Source organism: Exiguobacterium sp. s121 (assembly GCF_018617245.1).
Lineage (GTDB): Bacteria > Bacillota > Bacilli > Exiguobacteriales > Exiguobacteriaceae > Exiguobacterium > Exiguobacterium profundum.
The window spans coordinates 1,401,333-1,422,734 of record NZ_JACSJV010000001.1; the positions used below are offsets into that span (position 1 = coordinate 1,401,333).

Genomic DNA, 21,402 nt, shown 5'->3' on the forward strand with positions numbered 1-21,402 from the left:
TTAGTATCCGCAGCCGCCGCGTGCTTGTTCAGCCGCCATGCCGCTCCCTGTCTTTCCTGCAAGGACGTCACCGTCCGTCGATTCGATGATACGGTCCGTCACGGAGTTCGCGAGCGTCACCGTCACGTATTGAAGCAAATCGTTCACTTCGACTTGAGTTTCCTGGAACGCTTGAACGACCGGAATTGAATCGAGTTCTTCCATCGCTTTATCAATCTTTTGCTCGACTTTCGCAAGTGCTTCCGTCTTGCCATAGTGCTTACAGTTGACGGCTTCTTTTTGTAAGAACTTGATTCGTTTAATCAAAGTCTGTACGCGGTCACTTCCGTTTACTTTCGCTTCCGCTTCTTTGAAGCGCGCCACTTCTGGTGTTTGTGCTAATAAATCTGCCAATTCTCTTGCTTTTGCAATTACTTGTTGATCGGTCACCATTGTAAACCCCTTTATGTCTATAATGTAATCGTGCTCAAAAGCACGTGAATGTTCTTTCTCATTCTAACATGAACGATTCCGAAACGGTACTAGCGGGATTCGTTGATTCACGTAACATATCGACATGTGGAATACTATCTTCTTGATACACATCACTCGTCCGTTTGAAGCCAAACGAGGCATAAAAAGGTTCCACATACGTCTGCGCTTGCAGGTATAACGTCTCATGTCCAAAATCTTTGATTGCCGCATCCATCAAGAGGCGGGAATACCCTTTCCCTCGATGCGTCGCTTTCGTGACGACACGTCCGATGGCGACCGGAGATGCTTCCGTCAATACGCGAAGGGCGGAGACAATCTCTCCATCTTCTTCAATCCAATAATGGATGGCTTGTTCATCTTTTCCATCGATTTCTTGATACGGACAGTTTTGTTCGACGACGAAAATCTCAGTTCGTAACGCCAGTAAGCGATACAACTCAATCGTTGTCAGTTCATCAAATGCTTTTTTCTTCATCATTATTCCCCCTAATCAATCGTCACCCCGAGTGCTCGAGCGACATGTAATCCGCTCGTCATCGCGCCAATCGTCCCCGCTCCTGGAAATACGGTATCCCCGCACACAAAAAAGTTCGGCAAGTCGGTGCGATAACTCGCAGCGCGAAAGAGCGCCTGGCTAGGAGTCTGCGCATAACCTCCGACTGCCCCATGCGGTCGCTTCGTGTACTTTACCCATGCCCCGGGTGCACCGGGAAGGAGAAGTGACGACTCGCGATTCCACGCAGGAAATGCAGTCGCGACAACGTCGACGAGACGATTGGTCCAATCTTTTTCTAGTTTCTCATATGCCGCCCGGTCTTTCCAATCTTGCCATTCCGATAAATCGATATGTGTAGATACCGTGATGGTTCGTTCCGGTCGTTCTGTCCGTAACACGTCGTCTGGCGCGGACATGGAAATGAACGCATGCCCGCTCGGTAATCGCTCGTGATAGATTTGTTGAAACAGCGGTTTCTGTCGACACACATCCTCAGGTAAGACGAGGTACAGACTGAACGTGCCCCATTGTGACTGCTTCAACTGTCTGCGATACTGTCGTTTGAAGCGTCGTTGTTCCTGTCCTCTCAGAAGTTCGCTCGTCCGCTCGATCGGAATGGCGGAAACAATGACATCGACTAGTTCAAGTCGTCCTCTTCGATCGGTGATGAGCCATCCATCCGTCACCTGTTCGATGGATTGGACGTCCCTCCCTAATTTCGTTTCGCCATCAAATGCTCGAACGGCGCGCTCTAACGCATGAGCCAATTGATATAGTCCACCTTCAACATAGTACGCTCCCTCGTGATAGACCGACAGTGCCACTGCACCAAGTAAATGACTCGCTTCTTTCGCACCGGTCTGCAAACTGTCGAGCAGAACGCCATCGATAAATCGCTCGAACATTGTACCGCTTAGTCCATGACGGGCCAACGTGTCGCCGAGTGGACGCTGGAGTTTCATTAGCGCTGTGATTTGATTCGGCCGGAATCCTTTTAGTGCATAGATCATATCCGAGACCGTGCGAAGTGGAAGAGCGGGCAACTGCTGAAACAACGGACGAATCTTCTCAAAATCGCCCCACACTTCACGATAGAATGCATGAATCGCCTGACTGTTCTCAGGGAAAGTGCGACTAAGCTCTTCGAGTAGATGTTTGCGGTCGCGATAGTAAGTGACGGTGACGTCAGGCAGTTGAATGTCCATCACCTCGTCCAGTAACGTCACCTCGACCGATTCGCCCAATTTCTGAAGAACCCGCTGATGGACCCCTCCTCGTTCGAATCCCATACCGAGCGTTGCCCCTGCAGGAAACAAATAGTCACCCCGTTGAAACTTGCCGGCACACCCACCCCATTCACGCGATGCTTCTAATACAATCACATCATGCCCTTTCTGCTGCGCGAGCGCAGCTGCCGTCAATCCCGCAACGCCTCCACCAATGACCCCGATTTTCATGAACATCCCTCCTCTCTGTATCATACCCGCTCCTTTACAAAATTGAAGAAATGAATCGGTTTTAGAGATTCGGGATGTCTTTTAAAGGGTTCCCATTCTCTTATGCAGAAATAGTTTACATCTAAAAAGGTAAGGTGATGAAAATGCGTAGTCGTGTCATGGTCTATTTGTTGATTCCCATCCTCATTTTTATTGGTATACTGATTACCCCGCCTTCCGAGGAATCGCTCAAACTCGCGACGATGACCGTCGTCAGCATTCAAGAGATGATTCCTTACGAAAAAGAGTATACGGCACAAAAAGTGCTAGAAGAACGAACCCTGGACGACAAATCAGCCATCATAGAAGAATGGCGTCTCGAACAAGGGGCGAGAACGTCTTATAGTTATGTGCTCAGACTGAGAGGATTTGAACATGTGACACAGATTGATGCAGGGGCAGCCAACACGAGATCGGACGGCTATTACGCTATGCAGGCGCATAGCCCGATCTTTGAGACGGATAAACCGGTATCGACAGACTATCCAATTGTCGTGTTCAGTTCGGAACAACGTCTTGTTATCGGACAGATGGATGTCCGGGTCATTTACGAAGAGGACGGTCAATTGAAGAAATGGATTGTATTGGAGGATGAATAAGTTGAAAAATTATATACATTCGATGAGAGAGCTCATCGGTAACCGTCCGTTCATTATGGTCGGTGCTGCAGTAGCTGTACAAAATGATAATCAAGAATTTTTATTTCAACTAAGGAAAGATACAAAGGAATGGGGACTTCCTGGAGGGGCGATGGAACCTGGAGAAACAATTGAACAAACAGCACAAAGAGAGTTGTATGAAGAAACGGGTCTCTCTTCCAACCAATTAACTCTAATCTCAGTTTTCTCTGGCCCTGATTTTTTCTTTGAATATCCAAATGGCGATCAAGTACATAATGTTACCCATTTATTCATCACTGACACAGTGACGGGCACGTTATGTTTAACCGATGATGAAGGAATAGATTTAAAATATTTTTCACTACAAAATCTACCAGAAAACATGGATGCACGGGCAAAGTTAATCTTATCGAGTCCATCAATGAAAGAAGTGACTATATGAAACGCATCATGATCATCGGTTCTGGCGGTGCGGGGAAATCAACACTCGCCCGTCAACTAGGTGAACGATTACATCTCGATGTCTATCATTTGGACGCTCTCATGTGGAGACCGGGATGGGTGATGGCACCGAGAGAAGAACGAATCGACATCCAACAACAACTCGTGAAGAAGGATGAATGGATTATCGATGGAAATTTCGGGAATACCCTTGATTTACGACTACAGGCAGCGGACACTGTCATTTTAATCGATCTTCCACGCATCGTCTGTATATATCGCGTCCTCAAGCGAGTTGTCCGATATCGTGGTACGACACGACCTGATATGGGTGCATCCTGTGAGGAAAAACTCGATTTCGCATTTCTGAAGTGGGTTTGGAATTTTCCTGACATTCAAAAGCCAGAGATGGTCAAACGAATCAAACAATATTCTCACGAGAAACAGATCATCGTCTTAAAATCTCGGAAAGATGTTGAAAACTTCATTCATCAAATGAAAAGGCAGGAGTTTCTATGAACCCTATCCTTCACAAAATCGGTACCATTTTCATTCCGGTAAGTGATATTCAAAAAGCGCGTGACTGGTATTGTGATTTATTTGATCTTTCAACAAAAGGAGAGATCTTATTCGACCATTTATATGTCATTCCATTAGAGGGTACGAACCTCGTTTTAGATAGTAAAATCTACTCAAAAGAGAACATCATCCAGACACCGCTGTTTCACTTAAATACGCACGATATTCATCAAGCTTATTCTTATATGACTCAACACGACATTGAGGTCATCACACCCATCGAGCACGAACATTGGTTCAATTTTAAAGATCTTGATGGAAATGTCATCATGGTATGCAAATGCTAACATCGGATCAAACCTTTAACTAACTTTATCAGGTTATTCAGGTCGATTGTATCGAAGACTATCTTAAGGAAATGAGCCATTTTAACAAGTAAATCAAGTTGTATAAGTAATAAGATTTGCTCCTACTTAGATGTGAGGTGATCATCTGTTTTTTCTTCAAATGTCTGGAACACCTGGATCAGGAAAATCCACATTGGCTAAGCGTATCATCCAACACGTACCCGCAGTCATCATCGATCATGATGTTTCAAAGACCGCCCTACTCCATACGCTTCATATTGGCAATTTCTCGGATGGAGAAATCGGGAAGATGGCTTATGATGTCGATTGGTCGCTCGTCGAGTATCACCTATCACTTGGACAAAACGTCATTCTCGACAGTCCATGTCTCTATGATGAAATGCTCGATAAAGGGATAGCGATTGCCACCAAGTACGGAGCGACTTACCGTTATATCGAGTGTCGTCATGAAAATTACGAAGAAATTAACACACGACTTCGAAACCGTGTCAGACGACCGAGTCAAATTGATCAAGTTTCGTATGAGAATTGGTCTAAGATGAATGAACACTGCAAACGGCCTACTAACCATTCTTACTTACAAACCTATACGATGGACAATCGAGAAATTCCGATTGAGCGAATTATGTCGTATCTGTTGAAAAACTAAGAAGAGAACGCTTTCAGATAGAAAGTGCTTCTCTTTATAATAATTTTGTATATTTATGCTTTACAATTAATAATCATACATATACACTTAGTCTCATCTACAACAGGGAGGCATTATACACTTATGAAAAAATGGTTATTAGCAGGTACACTTATGATGAGCGCAGTATTACTCGGTGCATGTAGTCAAGAGACAGAAGGTGAAGCGACAGAACAAAAAACGCTCGTCATGGGGACGAGCGCCGATTACTTCCCATATGAATTCGTTGATACGGCAAACGGGGATGCGATTGTCGGATTTGATATTGAAATCGCGGAGACGATTACAGAACGCCTCGGTTACGAATTGAAGATTGAAGATATGGACTTCGGTAGCTTACTCGGAGCCCTCAATAGCGGGCGTGTCGACTTCGTCATGGCCGGGATGACGCCAACAGAAGAGCGTAAAGAGAATGCCGATTTCTCAGACATCTATCTATCCGCGACAAACTTGATCATGACAAAAGACGAGTCACTTCAGGCAATCGAAGATTTGTCTAGTAAGAAAATCGGTGTCCAAACGGCTTCGATTCAAGAAAATATCGCTAAAGAACAAGCACCTGACGCTGAACTCGTATCCTTGAACAAGATCCCTGAAATCGTTCAAGAGTTGAACACAGGTCGAATCGATGCAATGGTCATCGAAGACACGGTCGCACAAAAGTATTTAGACCAAGATGACAGCTTCTATACATTCGCTTTGAAAGAGGATGGCGAAAAAGGATCAGCTGCTGCCTTCAAATTAGATGATGAGTTACGCGACCAGTTCAACGAAGAGTTGAACAAGATGATGGAGTCTGGCGAAATCGATGAATTGGTGAAAAAATGGTTCTCGATGGAGCCAACTGAATGAGACAAGTCGAGCTACCGATTTATCCCGTCGTTTATCCGACGGGACATCGGTTAAACCAAAATGAAAGTCAATTCCCGTTACCTGACCGCATCAAGAATCAGCTTGATTCGTTGACGTATCATGACTTACACGAATATCCGGTCGAACCGATCAATGAATTGTTCGAACGCTACGCTGCGTACGTTGGCGTCACACCCGAGCAATTACTCGTCGGTTGTGGGAGTGATGAGATGATTCATGTCGTGACGCAAGCATTGCTCGCACCACATGACATCGTCTTGTCTCCGGCACCTGACTTTTCGATGTATCCCATCTTCACGACCATCGCACACGGTCATCATGTTCAAGCCGTTGATTTATCGTATGAGGGAATTCTAGAGGCGATTGAGACGCATCATCCAAAACTTCTTCTCCTATCGAATCCGAACAATCCAACCGGAAAGCTGTGGACCGTAGAAGAGTTGACGCATCTCGCCTCACTCGTACCGTACCTCGTGGTGGATGAGGCGTACATGGACTTCACACCGAATGACAGCATGATCCCGTTTATTGCGAAGCATCCGAATCTCATCGTCCTCCGTACGATGTCAAAAGCGTTCGGATTGGCAAACGTACGAATTGGATTCATGGTGACAAACACCGAACTCGCACACTATTTCCGTCAATTCATCCCACCATTTAATATCAGCGGGGTGAGTGCAAAAATTTGCAACATCTTCTTAAAAGATGCGACTTATCTTCAAGAATCAATCAAATGGCATGACCAGATGCGGCAAAAGTGGGCACTAGCCTTTGAATCCATCGGTCATGTCCTCCCTGCATCGACAAACTTCTTGTATATCGAGTTAGAACAACCTGAAGCAGTGTGGGCCCATTTGACCGACTTGAACATACACACGTCGAAACAACCTACGGGGATTCGGGTGACGATTGGTGATGAGACGGCGCTTCATCTTGCATATACAGCTATTCAGAAATACAAGCAATCAAGTCATGTCAAAAACTCCTGAACCACGCGTTCAGGAGTTTTTGTCAGTCGATCGTCTTGATCACACGTGCCGGATTTCCTCCGACGACTGTTCGAGAAGGCACATCTTTTGTGACGACCGCACCGGATGCGACGACGGCCTCATCCCCAATCGTCACACCGGGATTGATAATCGTCCCTCCACCGATCCACACGCGGTCGCCGATGGTCACCGGCTTCCCGAACTCATATCCTGAGATCCGATCGATCGGATCGATCGGATGTGTCGCCGTATAAATATGTACACCCGGTGCGAGCATGCAGTCATCCCCAAACGTGATGGGGCAAATGTCTAGGAAGACACAGTCAAAATTCGCATAGAATCGATCTCCTAAGTGGATGTTATACCCATAATCACATTTGAAGTTCGGCTCGATATAATATGACCCTTTCGTCGATCCGAGTAACGCACCAAGAATCTCTTTTCGTTCTTCCAAATCATCGATTCCAGAACGATTGAATTGTTCAGTTAATCTCCGGGCATGCTTCCGATCTGCAACGAGCGTTTCATCACCAGCTAAATACAGTTCACCACGAATCATCTTTTCTTTTTCCGACATCATAATCCCTCCTTAAAATTAGTATAGAGGATTTTTCAAGGGTTTAGGGAATAGAGACAAGGATGAGCAGAAGGAGGCAGATCACATGAAACGAATACTGGAATGTCGAGCAAGTGATTTTATCACGTTTAATCGTCAAGATTTAATCGATTCGATTCGAAAAGCAGAAGGTCGAACGGTCATGGCCGAGGTCATCCCGACGGTGCAGCCGTTGTATCCAGAAGTGACAAACGCAGAACTAGCACGAGCATTCGGTGTCGACTTGATTTTATTGAACATGATCGATGTGTTTCATCCTTACATTAAAGGACTTGAAAGTCATGCATTATTCGGGGAGATGCCGGGTGATGAGATGAGCGATCATCCGATTCTCGAACTAAAACGACTGATTGGATTGCCAGTTGGAGTCAACTTGGAACCTGTTGATTTTTCAGAGAAGTCGTCCGAGATGAATGAAGTAAAACGAGGCAGACTCGCTTCAATCGAAGCGTTCCAAAAAGCATCGGAGCTCGGGTTTGACTTCGTCTGTTTGACAGGCAATCCGAATACCGGGGTCACGAATGAAGCAATCGAACAAGCAATCATCCAAGCACGTCGTGAATTCGCAGGGGTCATCATTGCCGGGAAAATGCATCAAGCCGGTGCAGGCAATGTGTTAGACCGCGACGCGTATATCCGCTTCGTCGAAGCTGGCGCAGATATCATCCTCCTTCCGGCTCCAGGCACTGTACCTGGCGTCCGTGAAGAATCGTTTCACGAACTCGTTCAGGAATTGCAAGTGCTCGGCGCTCTCACGTTAGCGGCGATTGGAACGTCACAAGAAGGCGCAGATGTCGAGACCGTTCGGGAAATCGCACTCTCTTCAAAACGAGGCGGAGCAGATATCGTGCATATAGGTGACGCCGGACTGTCCGGAATTGCCGTACCAGAGAACATTCAGGCACTATCCATTGCGATTCGCGGACGACGCCATACGTACATTCGCATGGCCGCCTCGGTCAATCGGTAACATAAAAGAGGAAGGAGCGCGTCTCCTTCCTCTTTTATTTACCATTCCGTGACGTCGCGACGTGGTTTCGCCGGTGTGGTAGTACCGTGACGCTTGGCGAGTAACGCTTCCACATCCTCTAAACGAACACCTTTGGCTGCTAACAAGACGAGTAAGTGATACAGAAGGTCGGCTGACTCTTCAACCAAGTCTTCATCCGTCATAGCAGCAATGACGACCTCAAACGCTTCTTCCCCGAACTTTTTCGCGATTTTTTCAACGCCTTGTTCCAATAAATAAGTCGTATACGAACCTTCTTTCGGTTCATTTTTTCTAGATTGAATCAATTGTTCCAATTCATGAATCATACGTTCACCTCCGTAAAGAAACAGCTTCGATTACCGGTATGACACGTCGGGCCATTCGCATGAACACGAACGAGAAGCGCATCCTGGTCACAGTCGATGTGGATGCTGACGACGTCCAGTGTATTTCCGCTCGTCTCCCCTTTCATCCAAAGCCGACCTTTTGAACGAGACCAGAACGTGACGACCCGTTCACGAAGCGTCTGTCGGATTGCCTCATCATTCATATATCCGAGCATGAGGACCGCCCCGTCGTCGTCTGAGACGATGATGGCGGGAATCAGTCCATTTTCGTCGAAACGAACCGCATCGGCAAGTTGTGACTCGTGCATACGTGCTTCACCTCTTCTACTGTCGTTTTTCGGTCATGTAAGATGGATGCAAGTAATGCGGCATCGACTTTCTCAAGCGCTTCGACTACGTGCTCGGCATTGCCTGCCCCACCGGATGCGATAATCGGAATGTCGACGACTTCACGAAGTTGTTCTAAAATCGCAAGGTCATAACCGCTCTGCTTTCCATCTTGGTTCATGGACGTGACAAGAAGTTCACCCGCCCCGAGCGCGGCCACTTGTTTCGCCCATTCGACCGCCAACAGGTCCGTTTTCTGTTTTCCACCATATGTGTACACATAATATTCGCCATCTTTAAACTTTACGTCGATTGCGACGACGATACATTGCGAACCGAAACGATCGGCCGCTTCACGAATGAGACTTGGGGATTCTACAGCGAGCGTGTTCAACGATACTTTATCCGCCCCTGCTTTTAATAGTGACGAGATATCCTCGAGTGAACGAATCCCGCCACCGACCGTCAGCGGGATGAATACTTTCCGCGCCACCGCACTGACGACATCGAGCATCGTCTGGCGACGTTCCGTACTTGCCGTGATATCGAGAAATACAAGTTCATCGGCTCCGGACTCATCGTAATATTTCGCGATTTCGACCGGATCACCGATGTCTCGTAGTTGTACGAACTCAATCCCTTTGACGACACGACCTTCTTTCACGTCAAGACATGGAATAATTCTGCGTTTAAGCATAACGCGCCTCCCATTCAATCAGTTCTTCGATACTCACCTTACCGGACAGGAGTGCTTTCCCGACGACAGCCTCATCAATTTTCGCCATCTTCAGCTCCTTCACGTCCTCTTCAGTCGTCACACCGCCTGAGGCGATCAATGTGACGTTGACGATTTGACGTAACGCCTTCATGCGAGAAACGTTCGGTCCATTCAGTTTCCCATCGGATCCGATATCGGTATATAGAATCGTCTCGATCCCCCGTTTGACAAGGTCTTGTGCGACCGAGATGTCATCGAGTTTTGTCGCTTCCTGCCATCCGTTAATGGCGACCTTCCCGTCATAGGCATCGAGTGCAACAGCGATTCGTTTGCCATACTTTTCAATCGCCTTGTCTAGAAAGTCAGGATCCGTAAACGCCTTCGTCCCTAAAAGGACGCGATCCGCACCGGTTTCCATCACAGCATCAAGTGCGGCTTCTGAACGAATTCCTCCTCCTGTTTGGACAAGGAACCCTAGAGACTTCGCATAGCGGACAACGTCTAAATGACGCGGTTCACCTGCCTTGGCCCCTTCTAAATCAATCAAGTGAATCATCGGGACCTTCCCTTGCCACGCTTTTAATAATTCATACGGATCTCCGTATTGTTCTTCCGTAGAAAAATCACCTTCCGTCAAACGGACGATCTTGCCTCCAATCAAATCAATGGCGGGTAGTAATCTCACGCTCGACCGCCTCCTTCCATTCTTGAAGTAAGCTGAGACCAAATGTCCCGCTCTTTTCCGGGTGGAACTGCATGCCCGTCACGAGCCCTTTTTGAACGATTGCCGGAACTTTCTCACCCATATAATCAGCTGCCGCCACGATGTAATCGTCGGCCGTCACGGCATGGTAAGAGTGGACAAAATAGACATCCTCATCGCGAAGGATCGAGTTCCATCCGACGTGTGGGAGACGCTTCGCTCGCATCCGTTCGACCGTTCCCGGAATCAACCCGAGACCTTTTGTCGGCATACCTTCCGTGCTCGAATCAAACAAGAGCTGCATCCCAAGACAGATCCCTAAAAATGGCTTTTCCGTCGCCATCTGTTGCAATAGTGGGATAAGACCCGTCTGTTCGAGCGATTGCATCGCTTGCGGGAAGGCACCGACCCCAGGAAGTAAAACGGCATCCGCCTCTTCAATTTGATTTGCATCGTTCGTGATCACGACGTAGCAACCGATGGCTTGTAATGCACGTTCGACGTTAAATACGTTTCCCATACCATAATCGATGACCGCTACTTTCATCCTTCGATCCATCCTTTCGTAGAAGGGAGACGGTTCGTCCCATCGCTAGAGACCGCTTCGGCAAGCGCTCGTCCGAACGCTTTGAACAACCCTTCAATCATGTGATGTGAGTTCGACCCGTACAGAACAGAAAGGTGCAGTGTGAGTCGACCATTCATGGCAACGGCACGGAAAAATTCCTCAGCGAGTTCGGTATCAAAATCACCAAGCTTCGGATTGCGAATATCCGCTTGATAGACGAGAAATGGGCGTCCTGACACATCAATGACCGCTCGCGCTAGCGTCTCATCCATTGGCATGTAACTCGACCCGTAGCGGCGAATTCCGACTTTATCCCCGAGTGACTTGGAGATGAGCTGACCGAGTGCGATCCCGACATCCTCGACCGTATGGTGGGCATCGACCCACGTATCGCCTTCGACTTTCACGTCTAAATCCATCTGACTGTGAAAAGCGAGCAACGTCAACATGTGATCGAAGAAGCCGACCCCCGTTTGAATGGAGCTTTCACCCGTTCCGTCTAGATTTAATCGAATGTCAATTTTCGTTTCTTTCGTTTCACGTTTTAGTTCAGCTGTTCTCAACAGAATTCACCTCTTCAATCGTTTGTCGGATCAAGGCATACGCCTCGTCTGTCCCTGCACTGACACGTAGTCCATCGGGAAAAGCACGTACATGGACCCCTTTATCAAGGAAGCGGGATGCCCATCCTTCACTATCATCCGTTTTGACATAAATGAAGTTGGCACGGCTCGGTAAAATCTCACCGACTGGTCGTAACAACTCCGTTAACTTCTCACGTTGCGCCGTATGGAACTGAATCGACTCTTGAATATAAGATTCATCTCGTAAGACGACGTTGGCGACAGCGGCACTGAGTCCACTGACATTGAATGGCGAACGGAAGCGGTCAATCTGTTCGATGATTTCTTCAGATGCAATCATGAAACCAATCCGGAGGTTCGCTAGACCGAACGCCTTCGATAACGTCCGTAAGATGATGACGTTCGGATATTCGTTCAAGCGAGACACAAATGAGTTCTTCATTGTGAAATCAATATACGCTTCATCCACGACGAGGTACGGTACACGTGTCGCAATGTCAGACAATTCGTCTAGTGTCCACATCTTTCCGGTCGGGTTATTCGGATTCGAAATCAAGACGAGTTTAGGGTCTGTTGTTCGAATGACTTCAGCCAACGTCTCGTAACGCAAACCCTGTTCGTCCGGTTGTGTGAAATGCCCTCTGGCAATTTGTGTATAGATGCCATACATCGAAAAGTCTGGGGCCGGTGCGACCACACGGTCTTCCGTATCCAAAATCGCCTGACTCAAGATGGCCAATAGCTCATCGCTCCCGCTGCCGACCATGAGTTGCGTCGGCTCGACTCCCGCATAGTCAGCATAGCTCGCTTTTAAAGCGAGCAATTCTTCGACTGGGTAACGGCTGAGTGCCTCGAGTGATACGTCTCGAATAGCTCGTTCGAGACGTTCTGGTAACGGATATTGGCTTTCATTTTGATTGAGCGCATATCCCGAAGCGGCATGAGGTACATAGCGTGGGATATTTTGATAATTTCGTCTCATATGTCCTCCATCCGAACAGCCATCGCACGGGCGTGTCCTTCTAATTGTTCTTGTTTGGCGATTCGAATCGCTGCCTTTGTAATCGTCTCATCAAGTTCTGTCATCTCAAGGAACGTCTGACGGCGATAAAAATCATCGACCGATAGTCCACTAGAGAAGCGGGCCGTCCCGCTCGTCGGCAAGACGTGGTTCGGTCCAGCGATATAGTCTCCAAATGCTTCGGCTGCCTCATGTCCGAGGAAGAACGAACCACCGTGACGGATTGCCCGCATCAACGCCTCAGGATCTTTGACGGCCAACTGGACGTGCTCCGCGGCCATCGTATTCGCGTACTCGATCGCATCCTCGATTGTCCGGTACAAGACGCCGCCACGCTTCAACGATTCTCTCGCAATGTCTTGGCGTGGTAATAGCACTAATTGTCGCTCAAGTTCTTGCTCGATTTGGTTGCGGAGTGTTTCTGACGTGACAAGCGCAATCGCAGTCGCCTCGACGTCATGTTCCGCTTGTGCGAGCAGGTCGGCGGCAACCCACTTCGGGTTCGCCGTCTCATCGGCAATGATCAACACTTCGGATGGTCCGGCGACGGAGTCGATACCGACGATGTGTGAGACGAGAGCCTTCGCCGTCGCGACATATGCATTTCCTGGGCCGACAATCTTGTCAACTTGACGAATCGTTTCTGTCCCGTATGCGAGTGCTGCCACGGCTTGGGCCCCACCGACCAGAAAACATTCATCGGCACCTGCAATTTTTGCTGCAATCAAAAGGGAAATGTCAATCCCATCTGCTTTTGGTGGGGTGACCATGACGACTCTTTTGACGCCAGCTACTTTCGCCGGAATGATGTTCATGAGGACGCTCGACGGATAGACGGCAGTCCCACCCGGTACATAAACTCCGACCGAATCAAGTGGCATATAGCGTCTCCCAAGGCGGAACATCGTATCTTCGAACACATCGTCTTGTCGGACTTGACGCGCGTGAAATGCACGAATCCGTTCCGCCGCTAATGTAAGCGCCTCTGTCAATTCAGCATATGCGACTGGCGGATTAAAGCTGGCCAAATCGACCGATTCAATTCGGTCGACCCCGTCGAATTGTTTCGTCCACTCAAGCAGCGCTTCGTCTCCGCGGGCCTCGATCGATTCCACGATCGGTTTCACGGCTTCGGCCCAAGCTTCGCGCCTTGAGCGATTCGTTTCTGTACTCATGCGTTCTCCTCCTGACTCATCTTTCGAATCCAGGCCTTCAATTCGTCAGGCTGTTCCGCTAAAGCTGTCTCACTCGTGATGAATTTTGCATTGATTGAAAAAATCGTCTCGTATTCTTCCAAGTCGTTTGCAGCCAACGTCGCGCCTGTCTCGACGATGTCGACGATGCAATCAGCGAGTCCCGTTAACGGAGCCAGTTCGACCGACCCGTTCAACGCGATGACTTCTACGTTTTGTCGCTTCGATGCAAAGTGTGATATGGCGATATTCGGATATTTACTCGCCACTTTCAATTTCTTTGTGCCGTTGCGTCGAACTTTTGGACCACAGACGGCCATTCGACAGCGACCGAACGGTAAATCGACGACTTCGAGTACGCCTGGCGTTTTTTCTCGTAAAATATCACCGCCGACAATGCCAACATCTGCCGCTCCATGCATCACATATTTATAGACGTCGTCCCCTTTGACGAAAATGAATTCATGATTTCCTGCTTGTACCGTCAACTCACGTCCCCGCTTCTCTGGCCATACGGGTAAGTCACGTTCGACAAAAAATTGACGGGCTGCTTTTTCAATCCGACCTTTCGCGACCGCTACTTTCATTTGATCACCTCATCTAACTGTTCTAAATCGAGCGACATGCCGAACGCTCGTCTCGAGTGTCCAAAATGTCCATACAGTGAATCATATCGTCCTCCTGAAAGGACACGCTTGCCTTCAACACTTCCCGTCACGGTCAATCCTGAATAGTAATCAAAGTCTCCCGTTTGACCGAAATCGTAAGACACCTCTAATCCGATAGTACGTAAGTGTTGCACCGCCTCGTCCACTTCACCGATGGCTTCTTTTAAAGACTCTGGTGCCTCAGACCGTAATTCTTCGAGTGCAGAATTCCCAATTAAAAAGGGCAGCTTCGCAATCAACGGATAGCGATACGTCTCTGCTAATTCACGTAATGATTCTAAGTTTCGAAGTGCTAAGATTTTTCGGAATGTCCGTTCCTGAATCCCTGTCTCTTTCGCGATGAGCGAGATGACGGCTGCTGACCCAATTTTGATGGTCAAACGTTCGGTAGGCAGGACTCCTTCCGTCATATCGAGAAAGGACTCAATCAGATGACTGTCCTTCTCTTCGCCATCGACCCATTCGAGTCCAAGCTGTTGCCGTTCATGGGGTTGCCCGGAATGTTTGACTGTCCGACGATAGACGGCACCAGCGTAAGCGACACGCATCGGTTCATGACCGTCTGCTAACTTTCTTGCGATTTGTAGTGTATAGTCAGGGCGCATGACGAGAAGTTCCCCGTCGTTCCCGAACAATCGATAATAGGCTGACTCGTCAAAGAGCGCTAAATTTTGATAATGTGAATAGTATTCGAGAAGCGGTGGATCGATGACTGCGTAGCCGCTCGACTCTGCCTTCTCTAAAAATGACAACATCCATCGTTTTGGACGGATGACATCTCCTGATTGAAGTTCATACCAGCCTTCTGGAATCGAACCTTTTGAATTTGACCAAATCATCATAACCACCCTTTATCTTGTTATCACTTTACCAAACTAAAGTATTATGTTAAATTTATCAAACAGATAAACACCTGTCAACCAAATGAACTGAAAAGGACGTGTAATCGATGTTTAACTTTACCCACGATGGCCATGTGCATACCCCTTTTTGTCCACACGGTACAAATGACCCGATTGAACACTATATTCAAGTCGGGATCGAAAAAGGCCTGCAAACGATGACGTTCACAGAACATGCGCCTTTCCCCCCATCGTTCACCGACCCGGTCCCGAATCAAGACTCGGCGATGTCGATTGATCTACTTCCAGAATACCTCGATACGTTGCATCAGATGAAACAGCAGTATCAAGCGGTTATCGACATTAAAGTTGGATTAGAAGTCGACTTATTGCCTCATTTAGAGAAAGAGACCATTGCCTTACTCAAGCCTTTCGCACCATTGATTGATGAAGTCATTTTATCGCAGCATTTCCTATATAGAGATGGCGCCTATATGCCGATTGATTATTCTGCCGAGACGTTTGATGAACTCATCAAAGCGTTTGGCTCATTCGAGAGCGTAATGAGAGCTTATTATGAGTCGATTGAACAGGGTCTCTCATTTTCGTGGGAAGACATCCGTGTCGCTCGTATCGGACACCTCGATCTCCCGATAAAGTATCAAAGAAACTATGAATGGGACCGCTCAAAAGTAAAAGAGGAAGAAATACGTCTGTTACAGATGATTGCCGACCGGGGATTCGGACTTGACTTCAACACGGCCGGACTCAGAAAACCGGATTGTGGGGTACCTTACGTCGCCGGACTTGCAAAATCCGCGAACGACCTGCACATCCCGTTCACGATGGGTTCGGATGCGCACCTCGCTCAAGATGTGGCGGCTGGATTCGACTTCATTGAACAAAAAAAAGCCACGTTCCTATGAACGTGGCTTTTTGACAGCGATCTAGCTATCTAGATCCCCATGCTTATGGTTGACAACGATATGGCGTTCCATTTCTTCATCTGTAAACATCATACCATAACGAATAAAAGATGCAATAAAAAATTGGGTGAAATGGTTCACCCAATTGAGATCACATTGCCGCATATAATGTTTTCAAGTCGTTTGTCGCTTCCTCGTCCATTTGAATGGCCACGAGTTCAACGTATTGGAGCGCTGGATCTTGATCTTTCGACAATGAGACAATCTCAGCAGCCGCCTTATCTAATGCCAACAAGATTCCTGATACACCAAGCGTCGGATAGTATCGAAGGAGTGCACGAACATGTTTAATCTCTGATACTTCATTTCCGTTAATGGTTAATGATTTGACGGCAAGCTCCTTGTGCATGCCAATCGCAAATTTATCTTCCCACACTTCTTCGAGTGTGATCAACGCCTCTACTTCATATGCACCATCTGTAAAGCGAACGAGTTTTTCCATGTGTAAATTCCCCTCTCTTGAATCTACTTTTATTATATAAGAGATTTTAAAGTGTATATTGTGAAATATTGAACATTATGTGTAAAGTTTGTCTCACCTCATTTTGAACAAAAAAAAGGCCCCTCCGAGGAGGGGCGAATAATGGAAGAGTAAAACACCATTGGCAGTACATTAATAATATATCATCTAATGAAAACGTTTACAATGTATTTTTGTACATTTTTTCAAGTGGCATATGTAACACTTCAATCCCGCTTTCACGCATCAATTCTAACCCATCCCCATGCTCATAACCGACAGCATAAACGACTCGCGCGACGCGTGCCGCAATTAAGGCGAGTGAACAGGCATGACATGGTGAATGCGTGACATACGCCGTCGCACCAAATGCATTCGTTGAATCGGCAGCGAGTTTTCCAATCGCGTTGATTTCCGCATGGATTTCATGTTGCTTCGACCAGTGATGGTGATCAAATGGGTCTGTACACTTGATATATGTCACATCATCTCGGATGAGTCGTGCCGGTTCGTTAATCATATCGAAATCTGTCGATGCAACATAGTCGGCATGCTTATAGAACCCATCTTCTTGCTTGATATAGATTTCATTACAGTTCGTATGACCAGATGGTGTACCATTCAGGCCAATTGAAATCGGTTTTTCGTCTTTTACAATGACACAGGCTACACTCTTCGATGCACACTTCGAGTGCCGCTCGGCCATCATATCAGCGAATAATAACCACGTCTCATCCCACAATCGTTGCTTCTCCACTCAAGTCCCTCCTCGTAGAAAAGGAAAGTCTGATTGCTCAGACTTCCCCCTTAGTATCCAGTGTCCTTTGGTAGTTCTTTATTTTTCGAAGCGATCTCGATGACTTTCTCCTTCAATTCGTGCTCCATGCGGTCAAGTTCGCGCTCTGCGTCACGACGTTTTTGCTTCCCTTCTTGCTGGATGCGTAACGTTTCATCTAACGTAGAGAGTAAGTTCTCGTGAGCGACTTTCAGTGATTCAACAGAGACAATCCCTTTTTCATTTTCTTGAGCGATTTCAATCGATGAATCTTTGAGCATCTTCGAGTTCTGCTCAAGCAGTTGATTTGTTGTCTTCGTCACGTCCTGCTGCATACGAAGTGCCGTTTTCTGGCGCGTCAAGCTGAGTGCAAGAACGACTTGGTTTTTCCAAAGCGGAATCGTGTTGACGACCGCTGACTCGATCTTTTCAGCAAGGATTTGGTTATTCTGCTGAATGACTCGAATTTGAGGTGCCATTTGAAGGCTGATGGTACGACTCAATTTTAAATCGTGCAACTTTTTCTCAAAACGGTCCGCTAATTGAATCATATCGTTCAATTGTTGAAGCTTCGATTGATCTTTAGAAATTTCTACTTCTTGACGTAACGGGGCAATCTCGTATTCCCGTACATGGTCAAGTTTTGTCTCACCCGCGGCGATATAGACGTTCAACTCTTCGAAATATCGCTTGTTCTTATCATACATTTGATCGAGCATCGTGATGTCTTTCATGAGACCGAACTTCGCACGATCGAGGTTATGGATGACCTCTTCCAAATAGACGTTCATTTTTTCGAACTGAAGCTTATAGTTTTCAGCCTTCTTCTTCGCACGACCGATGAGCGGAATGTTATCCATGAAACTCTTTTTCTCCGGTTGAAGCATATCTGGGTCCATCTTACGGACGTTTTGCATCAAGTCAGACAACAGTTTACCGGCATCGCCGCCATCTTTCATCCGCACTTCCGTCAAAATTTGATCAGAGAATTGGGAAAGTTCGCGCTGGACATTCGACCCGAACAACATAACAGAGTCTGTCTTTTTAATATCAATGGATTCAGCCAATCGTGTGATGCGCTCGCGATGCTCTTGAGGCACGTCTGGTTTCGCTTGAATGGCTGGCACTTCATGTGACTGTGTAACGGATGACCATTCGACAGATGGGTCACTGAACCCCTCCGTCTCCGTTTTTGTTTTCGTATCAGAAGTCAGTTCTTCTTCCGGCCATGACTGCCAGTTCGTTTCATTCGATGAAGTCATGTTTCTTTCTCCCTTCCGGCTGATCAGACAAGACGCGCTCCATCATGATCAGTTCACGTTCAAAGTCTACGGCGTCATCTTCAAGGAGACGTCCGCGTTGTTCTTTAAATTTATCGACAATTAGTCGCATATTTGTGATTAATTGTTCCCGAGTCTCTTCTTGAATGACGACCCGTTTTCCTTCAAGCTCTTTAAATTTCAAGACGACCGAGACGAGGGAATCTAAATAGAATGTGAACAGGTCTCGAACATGCTTTGCGTCTTGTGGATTTTCGAATAATTCTTCGAACAATTCGTGCGCTTCTTTCGAGACGGCCTTCATTTCACGCCTCACTTCTACATCTTTAATATCTGGAAGAACACGGTCGATTTGTTGTAACTTCTCATATCCTTGCTCAATCGTCCGTTGCAAAAATTGAAGCTCTAAATCGTCTGTCGCCTCGAACTGTCGCGTAGGCATCGGCTCTTCGATCGGTTTTAAAATCCTCGATCCAGAAAACGATTCTTCCTCATCGAGTAACAGTTTCTTTTTGGCACGTTTTGCCACCGTTGTCGGTGTACGTTGACGATGTTTGCGCTTGTTCGTCGACCATACTTCATTCAAGACGAGCGCCCCTACAATAATGAATAACCAGGAGAAATCGAATACGTTAATGGCAAAGTATATGACTGCCCCTGTCAGGGCCCATTTCATCCATGTTTTCATTCTTTTCACCTCATCTCATGTTACTTCTATTGTACATTACGAAACCATTCAACAAAAGTTTCGTCATCCCTATCATTTTAGCATAATAAAATTCGTCGATACCTCCGTCCACAGGTGTAGAATCAACTACCTATATCGACTACTTTCCCGTTGCGAGACGAAAAAAACCGTAGACTCATAGAGTCTACAGTTCGTTTGTTACGTGGTCATCCATGTTGAAACCATAACAATCGCGACAGTTACAGGAATGACATAGCGAATGAGTGCATGCCAGATTGGGTACAGCTTCACACCAGGTTTTGATGTTTCGATTTCATCCTTTAAGACGCGTTGGTCAACGATGTAACCGACAAAGATGGAAGTCAAGAGTGCACCGATCGGCATTAAAATATAGCTGACGAGATAGTCCATCGTATCAAAGAACGTCCGACCGTTCCAAATCTGTACATCACTTAAGAGTCCGAATGACAGCGCGGATGGTACTCCCACGATGAAGACGAGAAGAGCGGCTGTCACCGTCACTTTCTTTTTCGTCCATGATGATTTCTTTTCATTTAGACGATCGGTCACACCTGCGACGACGACTTCTAACATGGCAATCGATGATGTAATCGATGCAAAAGCGAACAATAGGAAGAACAAGACCATGAAGAATCCACCGAGCGGTACTTGATTGAAGACTGCCGGTAGAACGACGAAGAGTAACGCCGGACCTTCAGCCGGATCAAGACCTGATGCAAAGACTGCCGGGAAGATGGCTAGACCTGCTAAAAGTGAAACCGCAATGTTCAACAAGACAATCATGTTAGCCGACCGGTTCAATGTTCCTTTCGTCTTTATATAGGACGCATATGTCAGCATCGCTGCCACCCCTAACGATAAGGAGAAGAACGCCTGTCCGAGGGCAAACAATACCGATTCGCCAGTCAATGCAGAAAAGTCAGGCTGTAAGAAGAAACGAACGCCTTCCATCGCTCCGTCAAGCGTCAACGAGCGGACCACGAGAACTAAGAAACTGATGAACAAGAGTGGCATCAAAATTTTACTCATTCGTTCAATCCCTGCTTCAACGCCACGTAAGACAATTAAGAGTGTGATTAAGAGGAACAAGAATTGTCCGAGCACGGCAATTTCAGGTGTCGATACGACGTTCCCGAACACCTCACCAAATTCGTCAGCCGAACGTCCACTGAGCGTCCCACTTAAACCGAGTCCAATATAGATGAGGACCCATCCTCCAATGACACTATAGAAGGAAAGTAACAAGAAACAAGCAAGGACACCTAAGTAGCCGATAATGGTCCAACGGCCATGCCCTAACTGTTTGAAAGCAAGAAGCGCAGTCTTTTGAGTCGAACGTCCGACAATGAATTCTCCAATCAATAATGGCAGACCAAGTAATAATGTGAACGCCAAAAACATGAGTAAAAAGGCACCGCCCCCGCTCGTTCCGGTGACATATGGAAACTTCCAGATTGCACCTAAACCGATTGCTGACCCTGCGGCAGCTAGTATGAATCCAATTTTTGAGGCGAATGAATTTTGCGCCATGTTTACCCCTACTTCCTCTTTTTCATTTCATTTTCATAATAATAGTGAAATACTAACACGGTTCCAAGATGAGGACAACAAAAAAACAGAGAAAAGTCTGAATACTTTTCTCTGTTGATG

26 protein-coding genes and 1 pseudogene are annotated in these 21,402 nt (G+C 46.9%); 9 read left to right on the forward strand and 18 right to left on the reverse strand.

Annotated features, from left to right (window positions below; all coding sequences use genetic code 11):
• The 3 genes from KOG47_RS07180 to KOG47_RS07190 are packed head-to-tail and all read right to left on the reverse strand — an operon-like array spanning nucleotide 1 to nucleotide 2,427.
• The gene (locus tag KOG47_RS07180; RefSeq protein WP_215244011.1) at nucleotides 1-432 is read right to left on the reverse strand and encodes a YlbF/YmcA family competence regulator; all 432 of its coding nucleotides are present in this window, start codon (nucleotides 430-432) and stop codon (nucleotides 1-3) included.
• A 58-nt stretch (nucleotides 433-490) separates the two neighbouring features.
• Entirely contained in the window at nucleotides 491-949 is a 459-nt protein-coding gene (locus KOG47_RS07185) for a GNAT family N-acetyltransferase (protein ID WP_215244012.1), read from the reverse strand.
• Between the two features lie 11 nt (nucleotides 950-960).
• The gene (locus KOG47_RS07190; protein ID WP_215244013.1) at nucleotides 961-2,427 is read right to left on the reverse strand and encodes a phytoene desaturase family protein; all 1,467 of its coding nucleotides are present in this window, start codon (nucleotides 2,425-2,427) and stop codon (nucleotides 961-963) included.
• A 137-nt stretch (nucleotides 2,428-2,564) separates the two neighbouring features.
• Between KOG47_RS07190 and KOG47_RS07195 the strand changes: the two genes are divergently transcribed.
• The 7 genes from KOG47_RS07195 to KOG47_RS07225 all read left to right on the forward strand — a co-directional run bounded on the left by KOG47_RS07195 (nucleotide 2,565) and on the right by KOG47_RS07225 (nucleotide 6,964).
• Complete coding sequence (locus tag KOG47_RS07195; protein WP_159562180.1) at nucleotides 2,565-3,065, forward strand: hypothetical protein; 501 nt, start codon at nucleotides 2,565-2,567, stop codon at nucleotides 3,063-3,065.
• Nucleotides 3,058-3,528 (forward strand): NUDIX hydrolase, encoded by a 471-nt coding sequence (locus KOG47_RS07200; protein ID WP_159562179.1) that lies wholly within the window; start codon nucleotides 3,058-3,060, stop codon nucleotides 3,526-3,528. Before KOG47_RS07195 ends, KOG47_RS07200 begins: the two co-directional genes overlap by 8 nt.
• Nucleotides 3,525-4,046 (forward strand): DNA topology modulation protein, encoded by a 522-nt coding sequence (locus KOG47_RS07205; protein ID WP_074037933.1) that lies wholly within the window; start codon nucleotides 3,525-3,527, stop codon nucleotides 4,044-4,046. Before KOG47_RS07200 ends, KOG47_RS07205 begins: the two co-directional genes overlap by 4 nt.
• The gene (locus KOG47_RS07210; protein ID WP_074037131.1) at nucleotides 4,043-4,393 is read left to right on the forward strand and encodes a VOC family protein; all 351 of its coding nucleotides are present in this window, start codon (nucleotides 4,043-4,045) and stop codon (nucleotides 4,391-4,393) included. The genes KOG47_RS07205 and KOG47_RS07210 overlap by 4 nt, the downstream gene beginning before the upstream one ends.
• 160 nt (nucleotides 4,394-4,553) lie before the next feature.
• Nucleotides 4,554-5,063, forward strand: a complete 510-nt coding sequence (locus KOG47_RS07215) for a P-loop nucleotide/nucleoside kinase family protein (RefSeq protein WP_260563704.1) — start codon at nucleotides 4,554-4,556, stop codon at nucleotides 5,061-5,063.
• Between the two features lie 123 nt (nucleotides 5,064-5,186).
• Complete coding sequence (locus tag KOG47_RS07220) at nucleotides 5,187-5,954, forward strand: transporter substrate-binding domain-containing protein (protein ID WP_147536705.1); 768 nt, start codon at nucleotides 5,187-5,189, stop codon at nucleotides 5,952-5,954.
• Nucleotides 5,951-6,964, forward strand: a complete 1,014-nt coding sequence (locus KOG47_RS07225; RefSeq protein WP_215244015.1) for a pyridoxal phosphate-dependent aminotransferase — start codon at nucleotides 5,951-5,953, stop codon at nucleotides 6,962-6,964. Before KOG47_RS07220 ends, KOG47_RS07225 begins: the two co-directional genes overlap by 4 nt.
• Before the next feature lie 22 nt (nucleotides 6,965-6,986).
• Here the strand turns inward: KOG47_RS07225 and KOG47_RS07230 are convergent, their stop codons facing one another.
• Nucleotides 6,987-7,541, reverse strand: a complete 555-nt coding sequence (locus tag KOG47_RS07230; protein ID WP_276551138.1) for a maltose acetyltransferase domain-containing protein — start codon at nucleotides 7,539-7,541, stop codon at nucleotides 6,987-6,989.
• A gap of 85 nt (nucleotides 7,542-7,626) precedes the next feature.
• Here KOG47_RS07230 and KOG47_RS07235 point away from each other — a divergent pair, with 85 nt between their 5' ends.
• A complete protein-coding gene (locus KOG47_RS07235) occupies nucleotides 7,627-8,550 on the forward strand; it encodes a DUF7916 family protein (RefSeq protein WP_074037136.1) in 924 nt (307 codons plus the stop codon).
• Between the two features lie 38 nt (nucleotides 8,551-8,588).
• Here KOG47_RS07235 and hisIE read toward each other — a convergent pair.
• The 9 genes and pseudogenes from hisIE to KOG47_RS07285 form a co-directional block, all read right to left on the reverse strand.
• Nucleotides 8,589-9,226 (reverse strand): annotated as a pseudogene (hisIE, locus tag KOG47_RS14910) (bifunctional phosphoribosyl-AMP cyclohydrolase/phosphoribosyl-ATP diphosphatase HisIE).
• A complete protein-coding gene (gene hisF, locus KOG47_RS07250; RefSeq protein ID WP_215244017.1) occupies nucleotides 9,175-9,942 on the reverse strand; it encodes an imidazole glycerol phosphate synthase subunit HisF in 768 nt (255 codons plus the stop codon). The pseudogene hisIE and the gene hisF overlap by 52 nt, the downstream one beginning before the upstream one ends.
• Nucleotides 9,935-10,648, reverse strand: coding sequence for a 1-(5-phosphoribosyl)-5-[(5-phosphoribosylamino)methylideneamino]imidazole-4-carboxamide isomerase (gene hisA, locus KOG47_RS07255; protein WP_031423919.1), 714 nt, complete (start codon nucleotides 10,646-10,648; stop codon nucleotides 9,935-9,937). Before hisA ends, hisF begins: the two co-directional genes overlap by 8 nt.
• Complete coding sequence (gene hisH, locus KOG47_RS07260) at nucleotides 10,626-11,213, reverse strand: imidazole glycerol phosphate synthase subunit HisH (protein ID WP_078146782.1); 588 nt, start codon at nucleotides 11,211-11,213, stop codon at nucleotides 10,626-10,628. Before hisH ends, hisA begins: the two co-directional genes overlap by 23 nt.
• A complete protein-coding gene (hisB, locus tag KOG47_RS07265; protein ID WP_074037141.1) occupies nucleotides 11,210-11,797 on the reverse strand; it encodes an imidazoleglycerol-phosphate dehydratase HisB in 588 nt (195 codons plus the stop codon). The genes hisH and hisB overlap by 4 nt, the downstream gene beginning before the upstream one ends.
• On the reverse strand, nucleotides 11,784-12,800 hold the full coding sequence (locus tag KOG47_RS07270) for a pyridoxal phosphate-dependent aminotransferase (RefSeq protein WP_074037142.1): 1,017 nt from the start codon (nucleotides 12,798-12,800) through the stop codon (nucleotides 11,784-11,786). Before KOG47_RS07270 ends, hisB begins: the two co-directional genes overlap by 14 nt.
• Nucleotides 12,797-14,014: a histidinol dehydrogenase gene (hisD, locus tag KOG47_RS07275; RefSeq protein WP_215244018.1), complete on the reverse strand. Its 1,218-nt coding sequence runs from the start codon at nucleotides 14,012-14,014 to the stop codon at nucleotides 12,797-12,799. Before hisD ends, KOG47_RS07270 begins: the two co-directional genes overlap by 4 nt.
• Nucleotides 14,011-14,619 (reverse strand): ATP phosphoribosyltransferase, encoded by a 609-nt coding sequence (gene hisG, locus KOG47_RS07280; RefSeq protein ID WP_215244019.1) that lies wholly within the window; start codon nucleotides 14,617-14,619, stop codon nucleotides 14,011-14,013. Before hisG ends, hisD begins: the two co-directional genes overlap by 4 nt.
• Nucleotides 14,616-15,539 (reverse strand): ATP phosphoribosyltransferase regulatory subunit, encoded by a 924-nt coding sequence (locus KOG47_RS07285; protein WP_159562165.1) that lies wholly within the window; start codon nucleotides 15,537-15,539, stop codon nucleotides 14,616-14,618. The genes hisG and KOG47_RS07285 overlap by 4 nt, the downstream gene beginning before the upstream one ends.
• A 110-nt stretch (nucleotides 15,540-15,649) precedes the next feature.
• Here KOG47_RS07285 and hisJ point away from each other — a divergent pair, with 110 nt between their 5' ends.
• Entirely contained in the window at nucleotides 15,650-16,468 is an 819-nt protein-coding gene (hisJ, locus tag KOG47_RS07290) for a histidinol-phosphatase HisJ (protein ID WP_074037146.1), read from the forward strand.
• A gap of 151 nt (nucleotides 16,469-16,619) precedes the next feature.
• Here the strand turns inward: hisJ and KOG47_RS07295 are convergent, their stop codons facing one another.
• The 5 genes from KOG47_RS07295 to KOG47_RS07315 form a co-directional block, all read right to left on the reverse strand.
• Nucleotides 16,620-16,970 (reverse strand): hypothetical protein, encoded by a 351-nt coding sequence (locus KOG47_RS07295; RefSeq protein WP_074037147.1) that lies wholly within the window; start codon nucleotides 16,968-16,970, stop codon nucleotides 16,620-16,622.
• 199 nt (nucleotides 16,971-17,169) lie between these two features.
• Nucleotides 17,170-17,745: a deoxycytidylate deaminase gene (locus tag KOG47_RS07300; RefSeq protein WP_215244020.1), complete on the reverse strand. Its 576-nt coding sequence runs from the start codon at nucleotides 17,743-17,745 to the stop codon at nucleotides 17,170-17,172.
• Nucleotides 17,746-17,795: 50 nt separating this feature from the next.
• Nucleotides 17,796-19,025 carry a toxic anion resistance protein gene (locus KOG47_RS07305; protein ID WP_215244021.1) on the reverse strand — a complete coding sequence of 410 codons (1,230 nt, stop codon included), beginning with the start codon at nucleotides 19,023-19,025 and terminating at the stop codon, nucleotides 17,796-17,798.
• Nucleotides 19,009-19,731 carry a 5-bromo-4-chloroindolyl phosphate hydrolysis family protein gene (locus tag KOG47_RS07310; RefSeq protein WP_012726129.1) on the reverse strand — a complete coding sequence of 241 codons (723 nt, stop codon included), beginning with the start codon at nucleotides 19,729-19,731 and terminating at the stop codon, nucleotides 19,009-19,011. Before KOG47_RS07310 ends, KOG47_RS07305 begins: the two co-directional genes overlap by 17 nt.
• 198 nt (nucleotides 19,732-19,929) lie before the next feature.
• Nucleotides 19,930-21,282 (reverse strand): sodium-dependent transporter, encoded by a 1,353-nt coding sequence (locus KOG47_RS07315; protein WP_215244022.1) that lies wholly within the window; start codon nucleotides 21,280-21,282, stop codon nucleotides 19,930-19,932.
• Nucleotides 21,283-21,402 lie beyond the last annotated feature (120 nt).